Source organism: Lysobacter sp. P5_C4, assembly GCF_054049695.1.
In genome coordinates, this window is the sequence record NZ_JBFULX010000001.1 from 590347 (window position 1) to 603779 (window position 13433).

Below are 13433 nucleotides of genomic sequence, written 5' to 3' on the forward strand. Positions count from 1 at the left end.
CTCAGCGATCCTTTTCGTTCACCTGGGCCCACAACGTGCTGCTCATGCCGAACAGGCGGATGAAGCCTTCGGCTTCTTCCACGCCCCAGTCGGCCGATTGCGCATACGTGGCGCCCTTCGCATGGAGCAGGTGCGGCGAGCGCACGGCCACCGCATCGACGCGGCCGCCGCGCGTTTCGAGCACGACTTGTCCATTGACCATGCGCTGGCTCGAGGCGAGGAAGGCTTCGAGGTCGGTCTTCAGGGGATCGTGGTAGAAGCCTTCGTACACCAGCTCCACCCACTTGCGTGCGACATCGGGTTTGAAGCGGTTCTGCTGCTTGGTGAGCACTGCTTCTTCCAGCGCGCGGTGCGCCGCGAGCAACGCGGCCAGGCCCGGTGCCTCGTACACGATTCGGCCCTTCAGGCCGATCGTCGTATCGCCCGTGTACATGCCGCGGCCCACGCCGTAGGGCGCGAACAACGCGTTGAGCTTCGCCAGCAACTGCGCGCCCGGCATCGGCTTGCCGTCGATGGAGACCGCTTCGCCCTTGACGAAGGCGATCGTGACTTGCAACGCCTCGTCGGGCCATTGTTCGCGCGGTGCGCACCAACCGCGCGCGCCTTCGCCCGGGGCCTCCCACGTGTCGATCTCGCCGCCCGACATCGTCAGGCCCAGCAGGTTTTCGTTGATCGTGTAGGCCTTCTGCTTGGCGCGCACGGCGAAGCCGCGTTCTTCCAGGTAGGCCTGCTCGTAGGCGCGCGTCTGCGTGTGTTGCTTCTGGATTTCGCGGATCGGCGCGACGATGGTGTAGTCGCCGCTGGCTTTCACCGCGAGATCGAAACGCACCTGGTCGTTGCCCATGCCGGTGCAGCCATGCGCGATGGCGCGCGTGCCGAGTGCATGGGCGCGTGCGAGCGTCGCGTCGACGATGAGGTAACGGTCGGACACCAACAACGGATATTGGCCCTGGTAGCCCTCCCCTGCCATGACGAAGGGCTTGACGAAGCCGTCCCAGATCGCAGGGCCGCCGTCGATGGTGACGTGCGAGGCCACGCGCAGTTCGGCGGCGCGCGCTTCGATCGTCGCGCGTTCCTCGGCGTCGACGCCGCCGGTATCGGCGAACACCGTGTGCACGTTCCAGCCTTGTTCCTGCAGGTAGGGCACACAGAAGGAGGTGTCGAGGCCGCCGGAAAAAGCGAGGACGATGTCTTTGTTGTTCATTGGCATTCCGGAAATCCTGGGGAATCAGCGACGCTGGCCGATGAGCGATGCCATCACCGCCTTCTGCACGTGCAGGCGGTTCTCGGCTTCGTCGATCGCGATGCAACGCGGCGAATCCATCACCGCGTCGGTGGCCTTCACGTTGCGGCGCAGCGGCAGGCAGTGCGAGAACACGCCGTCGTTGGTCAGCGCCATCTTGGCTTCGTCGACGATGAAGTGCGTGTTCGCATCACGGATGGGCTTCTCCGGCGCCCAGTTGCCGAAATACGGCAGCGCGCCCCAGCTTTTCGCGTACACGACGTCCGCGCCGCGGTAAGCGCCTTCGATGTCGTGGCTGACCTGCAGCGAGCCGCCGCTCTCGGCGACGTTCTGCTGCGCCCATCCCATGTAGCGCTCGTCGAGGATGTACTCGGGCGTCGGGCAGAGCAACGTCACGTCCATGCCCATGCGCGTGGCGATGGTGAGCGCGGAATTGGCGACGGCCGTGTTGAGCGGCTTGGGATGGTAGGTCCAGGTGAGCACGTACTTCTTGCCGCGCAGGTCCGACGTACCGAAGTGTTCCTGCAGCGCGAGGATGTGCGCGAGTTCCTGGCAGGGATGGGTGATCGTCTCCATGTTGATCACCGGCACGGCGGAATATTTCGCGAAGCCCTTCAATACCCGGTCCTGGCGATCGATCGACCAGTCGACGAACTTCGGGAAGGCGCGCACGCCGATGAGGTCGACGTAGCGCGACAGGACGCGCGCCACTTCGGCGATGTGCTCTTCGGCTTCGCCATCCATCACGGTGCCGAGGTCGAATTCGATCGGCCATGCATCCTTGCCGGGCTGCAGCACCACGGCATGGCCGCCGAGCTGGAAGGCGCCGATTTCGAAGCTCGTGCGCGTGCGCAGGGAGGAATTGAAGAACACCAGCGCGATCGACTTGCCTTCCAGCGCACGCAGGCCGAGCGGCGCCTGCTTGTACGCGGCGGCGAGCGCGAGCACGGCGTCGAGCTCTTCGCGCTTCCAATCCTGGGTGTTGAGGAAATGGCGGAGCGGAACCTGTTTCATGGAGCGTCCTGTGGGGAGGAAATCGCCGGGCCATGAACGAAGAAACCCAGCGCGAGGGCTGGGTTTCCGGCGGATCCGATACGACGGCGCGCGCTACCCAGCGAAAATGTGGGGGAGCGGTCGGCGCGCGCGCGAGGTCATGCCCGCCGCCATGTAGGCGGAGGTGAGGATGTCGGCGTCGGCGCGAAGGGTCTGCATCGGGCGCGCATGGTCGCATCGGAGGCCGGAGGTTGCAAATGCTTCCGCGCGCATGCGCCGCGGCTAAGGCTTCCTCGGCGGGATATACGGGACGACGCTCACGCGCACGCGCAGGCGGTTGCCCGGGTCGTAGGGCAGGCGCGAGCGGTACTTCGTGCCGCGATAGACGTAATCCACGTCGTAGGCGATGGGGCGGCGGAATTCACGCTGCACCGGGATCATTTCGCAATTGGCCGGCTGCTCGGGCGGATCGGGCTTGCGCGACACCGCGCCCTTCACCGCGCCCACGATCTTGGCCAATCCCTTCTCGTCGTCCGCATCCCCGGCGGCGCAACGCGGCTCCATGCGCGTGGCGCGCAGCACCTGGTAGATCGGCTGCACGCGCATCACCTGCGCGAAGTCCATCCGCACGTTTTCGTTCTGCAGGACCGTGGTCCCCGCATCCTGTGCATGCACGGGCATGCCAGCCAGGGCAGTGGCCAGGGCAATGGAGCTCAGGAGGGGGGCAAGGAGTCGCACGCATTCAGTGTAAGGGCCGGACTCGGGCTCGGGCCTGAATCAAGGCATTCCCGACGGCTAGAATGGCGCGATTCCCCCATTTGCCGCCCCATGGCCCTTCGCCTCCACAACACCCTGACGCGCCGGGTCGAGCCCTTCGCGCCGCTGGACCCCGTCGCCGGCCCCACGATGTATCTGTGCGGCCCGACGGTCTACAACTACGTCCACATCGGCAATGCGCGTGGCCCGGTGGTGTTCGACGTGCTCGCCGCCCTGCTCCGCCGCCGCTACGGTGCGCTGCGCTACGCGCGCAACATCACCGACGTCGACGACAAGATCAACGCGGCCGCGCGCGAGGCCGGCGTCCCGATTGCCACGATCACCGAGCGCTACACCGCGGTGTACCTGGAGGAGATGGCGGCGCTGGGCGTGCAACCGCAGTCGCTGCAACCCAAGGCGACCGAGCACATCCCGCAGATCATCGCGATGATCCAGCGACTGATCCAATCCGGCCATGCCTACGCCGCGGACGGCCACGTCCTGTTTTCGGTCGGCAGCTATCCCGGATACGGCAAGCTCTCGCGCCAATCGCCGGAGGACATGCTGGCCGGCGCACGCATCGACGTGGCGCCGTACAAGCAGGACGCCGGCGACTTCGTGCTGTGGAAGCCCTCGTCCGACGATCTCCCCGGCTGGGAGTCGCCCTGGGGCCGCGGTCGGCCGGGCTGGCACATCGAATGCTCGGCGATGGCCGAAGCGCACCTCGGCGAGACCATCGACATCCACGCCGGTGGCATCGACCTCCAGTTCCCGCACCACGAAAACGAAGTCGCGCAGAGCGAATGCGCGCACGGTGGCAAGCCGTTCGCGCGCTTCTGGCTGCACAACGGCATGCTGGTGTTCGGTGGTTCGAAAATGTCGAAGTCGCTCGGCAACGTCGAGCGCATCCACACCTTGCTCGAACGTTACCCCGGTCGTTCCGAGGCGCTGCGATTTGCGTTGCTGTCCGCGCATTACCGGCAGCCGCTGGATTGGACGCCGGCGCTGGTCGAGCAATCGATCCGCACGCTCGATCGTTTGTACGGGACGTTGCGCGACCTGGCGGATGTCGAGGCAACGGCGGTGATTCCGCAATCGATCGAAGACATGCTCGACGATGACCTCAATACGCCGCAGGCGCTGGCCGAAATCGCGCGGCTTGCCGGCGATGCGCGCAAGGCCGAAGGCGCCGACGCGCGTCGCGAAGCCAAATCCGCGCTGCTGGGTGCGGGCCTTGCGCTGGGCCTGTTGCAACGCGCGCCCGCCGAGTGGATCGCGGGCGATACGTCGAACGACGACGACGCACGCATCCAGGGCCTGATCGATGCGCGCATCGCGGCGAAAGCCGCGAAGGACTTCGCCCGCGCCGACGCCATCCGCAAGCAACTGGCCGACGACGGCATTCTCCTGGAAGACACGCCGCAGGGCGTACGGTGGAAACGCGCATGAACACCGTCGCCGACCACCGCGTGTTTCCGCTGGAGCCCACCGCCGCCGACGCACAGGCGGCGATCGCGGAGGAGTTCGCCTTCTTCGGCGACTGGTCGGAGCGCTACCAGTACCTGATCGACCTGGGCCGCAAATTGCCGCCATTCCCCGATGCGTTCAAGACCGAGGACCATCGCCTGTTGGGGTGCCAGTCGATGGTGTGGATCGTCGGCGAAGGCGATGCGCAACGGCTCGACTTCGTGGCCACCAGCGATTCGGCGATCGTCGCGGGGCTGTGTTTCCTCGCGCTGCGCGTGTATTCGGGACGATCGGCGCGGGAAATCCTGGGCACGCAACCCGACTACGTCGCCAACGTCGGCCTCGCCAAACATCTTTCGCCCACCCGCAGCAACGGCCACGCCGCGCTGCTCGCCTTCATCCGCGAGCGCGCGCAGGCCGCCGCGTGAGTGCACTGACCGCCGCGGACTCGCCGCTGCGCAATCGCGCGTTCCTGGGGCTGCTCAGCTATCGCATCCTCACGATGTTGTCCTACCAGATGGTCGCCGTGACCGTCGGCTGGCACATCTACGAGCTCACGCGCGATCCGCTGGCGCTCGGCCTGGTGGGCCTGGCGGAAGTCATTCCGTATTTCTGCGTGGCGCCCTTCGCCGGCTATCTCGTCGACCATCTGCGGCGCCGGCGCCTGGGTGCGTTCGCGTGCATGGGCCTGGCGATCACGGCGGTGATCCTGGCCTGCATCGCCGCCGGATGGATCGTGGCGGGCACGTGGCTGATGTACGCGGCGATCGCGTTGACCGGCAGCGTGCGTTCGTTTCTCACGCCGGTCTACAACACCTTGTTCGCGCGCGTGTTGCCGCGCGAGCAGTACGCGCGCGGCGCCGGGCTCGGCAGCGTCGTGTTCCAGCTCGGCCTCGTGCTCGGCCCGGCGTTCGGCGGTGCGATGGTGGCCTTTGCGGGGAAGACGTCGGCGTACGGCATCGCGGTGGTGTTCGCGGTCGCCGCGGCCGTGTTGTTGACCACGCTGCGCATCGAGGAGCCGCACATTCCGCACGAACGCGCGCCGATCTTCGCCAGCATCGGCGAAGGGCTGCGCTTCGTCTTCGGCCACCAGATCCTGCTTGGCGCGCTCGCGCTGGACATGTTCGCGGTGTTGTTCGGCGGCGCGGTCGCGCTGTTGCCGGCTTTCATCAAGGACGTGTTGCACGCGGGCCCCGAAGCGCTGGGCATCCTGCGCGGTGCGCCAGCGGCCGGCGCGGTCCTGGTGGGCTTGTGGATGGCGCGCAAGCCGCTGGAGCAACATGCGGGGCGCGTTTTGTTGCTCGCGGTGGCCGGCTTCGGGCTGTGCATCATCGGCTTCGCGCTGTCGCAGCATCTGTGGCTGTCGGTGGCGATGTTGTTCGCGTCCGGCCTGTGCGACGGCGTGTCGGTCGTGTTGCGCTCGACCATCCTGCAACTCGCCACGCCCGACGCCATGCGCGGGCGGGTGTCGGCGATCAACGGCATCTTCATTGGCTCGTCGAACGAACTGGGCGCGTTCGAATCGGGGCTCGCGGCGAAGTTCCTCGGCCTGGTGCCGAGCGTGATCCTGGGTGGGTGCATGACGATTTCGATCGTCGGGATCACGGCGCGGTTCGCGCCGAAGTTGCGCAGGTTGAACTTGAAGGACCTGCACTGACCCAAAAAAAACCCCGCTTTCGCGGGGTTTTTTCATTCGGTCAATCGCCCATCTGCTTTTGCAGGTGTTCCCAGCGTTCCTGCTCGTCGATCGTGCGTTCGGCGGTCAGGCGCGCCTCCAGGCGGTCCAGGCCGATTTCTTCGCCCGAGTCCACGCTGTAGCCGTATTCGCCGGCGTCCAGGCGCTTGAGGGTGCTGTCGATCTTTCCGATCAGCTTGCGATAACGGTCGCGGGTGCGCAGTTCCAGCGAGTTCTCGGTCTCGCGCGTCGCACGTTCGGCTTCGTCGCCGACGTCGCGCACTTCGTCCTTGAGGTTCTCGATGGTCTGCTTCGACTCTTCGACCAGGTCGGCGCGCCAGCTGAGCAGGCGCTGGCGGAAATATTCCACCTGCAGCGTGCTCATGTATTCCTCATCCTGCGCGGGCTTGTAGCCCGGCGGAATGATCGGGCGGCCCGTGGCCTCATCCGTTTTGTATTCGACGACTTTCACCTTGCCCCGGGGTGCTGGTGCGGCCGGCTTGGCGGCCACTGCAACTGCCACTTTGCCTTCCGGGCGTGGGCGCGACGTGACGGCGGGCGCTGCCGACGAGGCCGGCTTGGGCGAAGTGGCGAGCGATGGCTTCGCCGACTTCGTCGCCGCCTGCGGGGCGGGCGCCTTGGCTTCGGGCTTGCTCGCGGGCGTCACCGGCGCGCTCTTCGTCGCGGGCTTCGCGGCGGGCTTCTTGACCGCGGCGACGCGCACTTCGGGCTGTTTTGCGACGGGCTGTTTCGCGACAGGCTGCTTCGCGGGCGGCGCGGCCTTGGCGGGAGCGGCCTTGGCGACCGGCTTGACCGGCGCAGCTGCCTTCTTCGCAACGACGGGCTTGGCGACGGGCTTCACGGCCTTGACCGGTGCCTTCTTCGCCGGAGCAGCCTTCTTCGCGACCGCAGGCTTCTTCGCAGGCGCAGCCTTCTTCGCGACCGGTTTCTTGGCCGGCGCGGCTTTCTTGGCTACGGGCTTGGCGACGGGCTTCTTCGCCACAATCTTCTTCGCCGCCGGCTTGGCGACCTTCTTCGCGGCCTTGGCGGCCTTCTTCGCTGGTTTCTTCGCTGCCACGAGCGGTACGTCCCTCGTTCCCTTGAGGCGGGAAAGCGCGCTGTTATACCCTGCCCCGACAAGGGCGGCAACCCGCGAAACCCTTCGTGAGAGGCCGCATTTCACCAATCGTGATCGATCGACTGCTCATTCGGGCCCTGCGCGCGTACAAGCGCTGGATCAGCCCACTGCTGGGTCCGCGTTGCCGCTTCGCGCCTACTTGCTCGGAGTACGCCATGCAGGCCATCGCGCGTTTCGGCGCCTTGCGCGGCACCTGGCTCGCCGCGCGCCGCGTCGCGCGCTGCCACCCGTTCCACCCGGGCGGACACGACCCCGTGCCCCCCCGCTTCGTCAAAATGAACGCCACCCCGCGCACGCACGTGAATGCGTCGCACCGCCAAGTTCGCATCGCCAAGGACCGCCCATGCCCGCGACATCGAAGCCCACGCTGATCGTCAACGCCCGCCTGGTGAACGAAGGCCGCGAGGTCGAAGGCGACCTGCGCATCGAGAACGGCCGCATCGCGCAGATCGGGACGGGGCTGTCCGCGCGCGAGGGCGAGCACGTCGTCGACGCCGCCGGGCGCCGCCTGCTGCCGGGCATGATCGACGACCAGGTGCACTTCCGCGAACCGGGCATGGAATACAAGGCGGACATGGCGACCGAATCGGCAGCGGCCGTCGCCGGCGGGCTGACCAGCTTCATGGACATGCCCAACACCAACCCGCCCACGCTCGACAGCGCGGCGCTGGAAGACAAATACAAGCGCGCGACCGGGCGCGCCCACGCCAACTTCGGCTTCTACATGGGCGCGAGCAACGACAACATCGAGGCCATTCGCGCGCTCGACCCGCTCCGCGCGCCGGGCATCAAGGTCTTCATGGGCGCCTCCACCGGCAACATGCTGGTCGACAACCCCGAAACCCTGGACGCGATCTTCCGCGACGCGCCCACGCCGATCATCACGCATTGCGAAGACACGCCGATGATCGACGCCGAACTGGCGCGCTACAAGGCGAAGTACGGCGACGACATCCCGCCGGAGTTCCACGCCGACATCCGTTCGCGGCAGGCCTGCATGAAGTCCACGATGCTCGCGCAGGAACTGGCGCGCCGCAACGGCACGCGCCTGCACGTGCTGCACATTTCCACGGCCGACGAGCTCGCGCTGTTCGAACGCGGCCCGCTCATCCGCGCCGATGGCACGCGCAAGAAAATCACCGCCGAAACCTGCATCCATTTCCTGCGCTTCGACCGCGCCGATTACGCGACGCTGGGCAACCTGATCAAGTGCAATCCCTCGATCAAGGAAGCGAGCGATCGCGAAGCCCTGATCGCTGCGCTGGCCGACGACGTGATCGACGTCCTCGCCACGGACCACGCGCCGCACACGCTGGAAGAAAAAGCGCGCCCGTACACCGGGGCGCCGAGCGGTTTGCCGTTGGTGCAGTACGCGCTGGTCGCCGCGTTGGAGTTGGTGCACGAAGGCCGGCTGACGAATGCGCAGGTGGTGCAGAAGGTGTGCCACGCACCGGCGCAGCTGTTCGATGTGGCGCAACGCGGCTTCCTGCGCGAGGGCTACATGGCGGACCTGGCGTTGATCGACGATGTGCCCTTCACGGTGCGCCGCGAGGATGTGCTGTCGAAGTGCGGCTGGTCGCCGTTCGAGGGCCGCACCTTCCATTCGCGCATCGGGGCGACGTGGGTCAACGGCGTACTGGCGTATGACGGCAGCCAGTTGGTGGGCGCGCCGAACGGGCAGCGCCTGGAGTTCGCGCGCGAGTAGCGCCTCAGGGCGCCGCGTTGCTGCCCGACACGCGGGCGACCGCGTCGTGCGGATGCAGGCTCTCGAAATGCGCCACGCGCACTTCATAGCGGTCGACGCGTTCGTCGCGCGACAACGCACCGGCGACGCGGCGCGCGGCGTCTTCGCAGAACATCAGGTTGGCGGCGTTGAGTTCGGCGAAGGCCTGTTCGTCTTCGCGCTTCACGGCCGTCTGCACGGGCGTGCCGAGGGACGCTTCCACCGCGTCGACGAGGTCCAACAACGGCAGCTCATCGAACGCGGGGCGCAACACCACGCGCACGTCGGCGCGGCTGCGTTGCGCGTGCGGCGTGGCCGCCAAACCGCGCTCCGACGCGAGCCAATCGCTCACGACCTGCGCCGAGATTGGCCGCGCGGCAGCGAAATCGGTGGCGAAACGATCGGCGTTGACCTGTCGCGAAAGCGCCGCGGACGCGGGACACGTACTCGAATATTCGACCGCGAAACCCAGCGCGAGATGCAGATGACTGTCCGCGAGTTCGGCTTCGATCGTCACCGGGTAGCGCTTCCAGCCGACGTTGTCGCTCGCCAGCGCGCGACGCTGCAGCAGGTGTTCGTAACGGATGTGCAGGCGGGCGCGGGTGGAGGCGCCCTTCTGCGATTCGATGAAGCCCTGCAACACGCGGCGCAGGCCGCCGGGCGTGATCGCTTCGCTTGCGAAGGCCTGCTGCAGTTGCAGGTATAGCCGCGACATGTGGATGCCGCGCGCCTGTCCGTCGCGCAGGTCGACGGCGACGTCGACATCGGCCGCCACCTGCACCGATTGGCCGTCGGCGTCGTGGATGCGCACCGGGATCGCGATGCGGTCCATGCCGACCCAGTCCAGCGGACGCGCCAGCGCCGCCGCTTCGAACGCGACGTCGGGGAGTTGCGCGGGAGGGCGGGAGGCGGTCATGAGGGGCGCATTGTAGCCAGCGCCGGGCGGGGGTCGTGACGAAATCGGTGCAACGGTGCGTTCAGCGGCGGGCGGCTTGCCAAGAAGTCAGCAGCGCGCGCCAGCCGGGCAGCGGACGATCGGGCGCGCTGCCGGCGGCATAGCGGCGCAGGCGCTCGCGCACCAGCGCGGCGTGCAGGCGCCCGGGCACCGTGCCGCCGTGCGGCGAGGGCCATTGCTCGAGCAAGGTGCGCGCCCACAGGCGCGATGCGACGCCGGGTTGCGCACCCTGCCCCGCTTTCGCGAGCGATTGCAGCGGCGCGGCCGCATCCCCGCCGGCGAGTGCGTGTTCGCCCAGCAGGCCCGCGACGACGCTGCGCGCGGGTGCAGGGTCGCCGCTGCCGAACAAGGTCGAGGCGATCGTCGCGACGCCTTGCGCGAACGGTTCGAGCCCTGCGAATGCATCGTCGATGCTCGCCGCCCGCTCCCGGGTCGCGAGCAACGAGGGCAAGGTCGCGGCCAGCACGGGCCACGCGGACGGCTCGCGTTGCAACACGATGCCGAGCGGATGGCGGCGAACGCCCTTCGCCCAACCGTGCAGCTCTTCGGCCCACCACGCGAGTTTCGCTTCGCCCGGGCGCGGATCGCTGCCGAACCACGCTGCATGCATCAGCTCGTCGCGCAGCGCGAACCAGGCCACCGCGCGTTCGCGATGCAGTGGCGCGACGAAGGGTTCGGCGAGCGGCCATTCGGGCCAGCGTTCGCGCCACTTCGCCAGCGTCGTGTCGACGGAGGGATCGCGCACGGCGCTCACGGCCAACGGCCCGGCGCGCAGAGTTCGGAGGGGCGCTCGACCATCGTGTCGCCTTGCCAAGCGACCGGATCGTCCTCGTCCAGGCGATACCCCCACAGGGCGACGACCGACTTCATGCCGGCGGCGCGTGCGGCCTGGATATCGCGTTCGTCGTCGCCGACGTAGACGACTTCGGAGGCTGCCAAGCCCATCGCTTGCGCCGCATGCAACAACGGCAGCGGATGCGGCTTGCGTTCGGGCAGCGTGTCGCCGCCGATCAGCACCGCGCAGCGCGTTTCCCAGCCGAGCATCGGCATCAGGGCGCGCGCGAGATATTCGGGTTTGTTGGTGACGATGCCCCAGCGGCATCCGGCGTCTTCCAGTGCGCGCAGCATCGCCTCGATGCCATCGAACAGCGCGCCATGGCGGCCGAGTTCGCGCTCGTAGGTCGCGAGGAATTCGGGGATCCACGCGTTGCGCTCGTCTGCGGCGATGTCGGGGAATGCCGCGGCCGTCATCGCGCGCGCGCCCTTGGAAACGACGGGCCGCAACACCGCCATCTCCATCGGCCCGCGTCCGCGCGCGGCGCGCATCGCATCGACGGTGGCGAGCATGTCCGGTGCGCTGTCGAGCAAGGTGCCGTCGAGATCGAACAGCACCGCCTTGGGAAACGTCACTGCACTCACGCTGGCTTGCGCGCGCAGGCGAGGTAGTTCACGTCGGTGCGGCGCCCGATGCGTGCGGCGTTGCGCCAGGGCTCGTACACCAGGCCGCTGACATCCTCGAGTTCGAACCCTGCCTCGCGCAGCCACGCTGCGAGTTCGGACGGTTTGATGAAGTCGCGGTACTGGTGCGTGCCCTTCGGCAGGATGCGGGCAATGTACTCGGCGCCCACGATCGCCAACGCGAACGCCGCCGGCGTGCGGCTGAGCGTGGAGAGGAACAGGCGGCCGCCGGGCTTGAGCATCGTCGCGCACGCGGCGAGCACCGACGGCGGCGAGGGCACGTGTTCCAACATTTCCATGCAGGCGATGACGTCGAAGGTCGCCGGCAATTCTTCGGCGAGGGCCTCGGCGGCGACTTGCCGATAGTCGACCTTCACGCCCGATTCCATGCCGTGCAGGCGCGCGATCTTCAGCAGGTCCGGTGCCAGGTCGATCGCCGTGACCTCGGCGCCGGCCGCGGCCATCGCCTCGCTCAGCAATCCGCCGCCGCAGCCGACGTCGAGCACGCGCGCCCCCTGCAGCGGCATGCGATCGGTGATGTAGCCCAGGCGCGCGGGATTCAGCGCGTGCAATGCCTTCTGCGGGCCATTGGCATCCCACCAGCGATGCGCGAGCTCGTTGAAGCGGTCGAGCTCGGCCTGGCGGAAGTTTTCTTCGTTCGATTGGGCTTGCGTCATTGGATTCGACCGATGGCTATGCCGTGCGCACCGCGGCGATGCGGTCGCGCCACTGGCGCGCGTTGGCGACGATGGCGTCCACGTCCATGTCGACCAGGATCCGGTTCTCGAGCTTGCGATGGCCTGCGATCCAGACGTCGCTCACCTGGTGCCGCCCGCAGGCGTAGACCAGTTGCGAGACCACGTGGTGCAACGGCTGCGTTTCGAGCGCTGCAAGATCCACGCACACCAAGTCGGCCTGCTTGCCCGCTTCGATCGAACCGATCGTGTCCTCGAAGCCCAGTGCTTTGGCACCGCCCAGCGTCGCCGCGCGTAGCGCGGAAAACGCATCGAATGCGGAAGCGTCTTCGCCGACGGCCTTGGCGAGCAACGCGGCCGTGCGCATCTCGCCGAACATGTCCAGGTCGTTGTTGCTGGCCGCGCCGTCCGTGCCGATGGCCAGGTTCACGCCCGCGGCCGCGAGCTTCGCCACCGGGCAGAACCCCGATGCGAGCTTGAGGTTGGATTCGGGGCAATGCGCGACGCTCACGCCGCGCTCGGCGCACAGCGCGATCTCGGCGTCGGTCAGTTGCGTCATGTGCACCGCGATCAGGCGGTCGTTCACCAGGCCGAGGCGATCCAGGCGCGCGATCTGCGATTGGCCGAGGTTCTTGCGCGCTTCGCTCACTTCGTGCGCGGTCTCGTGCACGTGGCAATGCACCGGCACGTCGAGCTGGTCGGCGAGCATGCGGATGCGTTCGAAGTTCGCGTCCGACACGGTGTAGGGCGCATGCGGTGCGAACGCGGTGGCGACGAGCGGATCGTTGCGCCACTGATCGTGCACTTCGCCCGCGCGATCGAAATACTCGTCGGCCGTGCGGGCCCACGCGGTCGGGAAATCGATGACCGGCAAGCCGACGCGCGCCCGGAAGCCGTGCTTGCGGTACGTCGCCGCCTGCACGTCGGGGAAGAAGTAGTTTTCGTTGCAGCAGGTGGTGCCGCCGCGGAGCATTTCGGCGATGGCGAGCGTCACGCCGTCGGCGATGAAATCGGGCGCGACGACCGCCGCTTCGATCGGCCAGATGTGGCCCTGCAGCCATTGCATGAGCGGCAGGTCGTCGGCGACGCCGCGCAGCAGCGTCATCGGGTTGTGCACGTGTGYGTTGACGAGGCCCGGGACCAGGACGCCGTCGGGCCGGGAGACGGTCTGCGCGGCGGTGAAACGCGCGCGGGCATCGGCGATCGGCAGCACCGCGACGATCGCGCCGCCGCGCACCGCCACCGCGTAGTCGGCCAGGACGACGCCGTGCGGTTCCACCGGCACCACGTGGCCGGCTTCGATCAGCAGGTCGCAGGCTTCCGGCGCCAT

The 13433-nt window shown here is 67.8% G+C and carries 14 protein-coding genes; 5 read left to right on the forward strand and 9 right to left on the reverse strand.

Going from position 1 to position 13433, the window contains the following annotated elements:
- Nucleotide 1: 1 nt before the first annotated feature.
- From ACXJJ8_RS02760 to ACXJJ8_RS02770, 3 genes are all read right to left on the reverse strand, one after another.
- The gene (locus ACXJJ8_RS02760) at nt 2-1204 is read right to left on the reverse strand and encodes an argininosuccinate synthase (RefSeq protein ID WP_499026774.1); all 1203 of its coding nucleotides are present in this window, start codon (nt 1202-1204) and stop codon (nt 2-4) included.
- Nucleotides 1205-1228: 24 nt separating this feature from the next.
- Entirely contained in the window at nt 1229-2257 is a 1029-nt protein-coding gene (locus tag ACXJJ8_RS02765; RefSeq protein ID WP_499026775.1) for an N-acetylornithine carbamoyltransferase, read from the reverse strand.
- 261 nt (nt 2258-2518) lie between these two features.
- Nucleotides 2519-2917 (reverse strand): hypothetical protein, encoded by a 399-nt coding sequence (locus tag ACXJJ8_RS02770; RefSeq protein ID WP_499026776.1) that lies wholly within the window; start codon nt 2915-2917, stop codon nt 2519-2521.
- Between the two features lie 147 nt (nt 2918-3064).
- Between ACXJJ8_RS02770 and cysS the strand changes: the two genes are divergently transcribed.
- Genes cysS through ACXJJ8_RS02785 form a run of 3 tightly spaced genes read left to right on the forward strand, consistent with a single transcriptional unit; the run spans nt 3065 to nt 6116 of the window.
- The gene (gene cysS / locus ACXJJ8_RS02775) at nt 3065-4441 is read left to right on the forward strand and encodes a cysteine--tRNA ligase (RefSeq protein ID WP_499026777.1); all 1377 of its coding nucleotides are present in this window, start codon (nt 3065-3067) and stop codon (nt 4439-4441) included.
- Nucleotides 4438-4887 (forward strand): SufE family protein, encoded by a 450-nt coding sequence (locus ACXJJ8_RS02780; RefSeq protein ID WP_499026778.1) that lies wholly within the window; start codon nt 4438-4440, stop codon nt 4885-4887. The genes cysS and ACXJJ8_RS02780 overlap by 4 nt, the downstream gene beginning before the upstream one ends.
- Nucleotides 4884-6116 carry an MFS transporter gene (locus ACXJJ8_RS02785; RefSeq protein WP_499026780.1) on the forward strand — a complete coding sequence of 411 codons (1233 nt, stop codon included), beginning with the start codon at nt 4884-4886 and terminating at the stop codon, nt 6114-6116. The genes ACXJJ8_RS02780 and ACXJJ8_RS02785 overlap by 4 nt, the downstream gene beginning before the upstream one ends.
- Nucleotides 6117-6156: 40 nt before the next feature.
- Here ACXJJ8_RS02785 and dksA read toward each other — a convergent pair whose 3' ends face one another.
- Nucleotides 6157-7212 (reverse strand): RNA polymerase-binding protein DksA, encoded by a 1056-nt coding sequence (gene dksA / locus ACXJJ8_RS02790; RefSeq protein ID WP_499026781.1) that lies wholly within the window; start codon nt 7210-7212, stop codon nt 6157-6159.
- Between the two features lie 110 nt (nt 7213-7322).
- Between dksA and yidD the strand changes: the two genes are divergently transcribed.
- Together yidD and ACXJJ8_RS02800 are read left to right on the forward strand one after the other, a co-directional pair.
- Nucleotides 7323-7643 carry a membrane protein insertion efficiency factor YidD gene (yidD, locus tag ACXJJ8_RS02795; protein WP_499026783.1) on the forward strand — a complete coding sequence of 107 codons (321 nt, stop codon included), beginning with the start codon at nt 7323-7325 and terminating at the stop codon, nt 7641-7643.
- Complete coding sequence (locus ACXJJ8_RS02800; RefSeq protein WP_499026784.1) at nt 7616-8977, forward strand: dihydroorotase; 1362 nt, start codon at nt 7616-7618, stop codon at nt 8975-8977. Before yidD ends, ACXJJ8_RS02800 begins: the two co-directional genes overlap by 28 nt.
- A 4-nt stretch (nt 8978-8981) precedes the next feature.
- Here ACXJJ8_RS02800 and folE2 read toward each other — a convergent pair whose 3' ends face one another.
- The 5 genes from folE2 to ACXJJ8_RS02825 all read right to left on the reverse strand — a co-directional run bounded on the left by folE2 (nt 8982) and on the right by ACXJJ8_RS02825 (nt 13433).
- On the reverse strand, nt 8982-9911 hold the full coding sequence (folE2, locus tag ACXJJ8_RS02805) for a GTP cyclohydrolase FolE2 (RefSeq protein ID WP_499026786.1): 930 nt from the start codon (nt 9909-9911) through the stop codon (nt 8982-8984).
- A gap of 61 nt (nt 9912-9972) precedes the next feature.
- Entirely contained in the window at nt 9973-10704 is a 732-nt protein-coding gene (locus ACXJJ8_RS02810; protein ID WP_499026787.1) for a phytoene/squalene synthase family protein, read from the reverse strand.
- On the reverse strand, nt 10701-11387 hold the full coding sequence (locus ACXJJ8_RS02815; RefSeq protein ID WP_499027189.1) for a phosphoglycolate phosphatase: 687 nt from the start codon (nt 11385-11387) through the stop codon (nt 10701-10703). The genes ACXJJ8_RS02810 and ACXJJ8_RS02815 overlap by 4 nt, the downstream gene beginning before the upstream one ends.
- Nucleotides 11366-12085 carry a bifunctional 2-polyprenyl-6-hydroxyphenol methylase/3-demethylubiquinol 3-O-methyltransferase UbiG gene (gene ubiG / locus ACXJJ8_RS02820; protein ID WP_499026789.1) on the reverse strand — a complete coding sequence of 240 codons (720 nt, stop codon included), beginning with the start codon at nt 12083-12085 and terminating at the stop codon, nt 11366-11368. The genes ACXJJ8_RS02815 and ubiG overlap by 22 nt, the downstream gene beginning before the upstream one ends.
- A gap of 16 nt (nt 12086-12101) precedes the next feature.
- Nucleotides 12102-13433, reverse strand: coding sequence for a TRZ/ATZ family hydrolase (locus ACXJJ8_RS02825; protein ID WP_499026790.1), 1332 nt, complete (start codon nt 13431-13433; stop codon nt 12102-12104).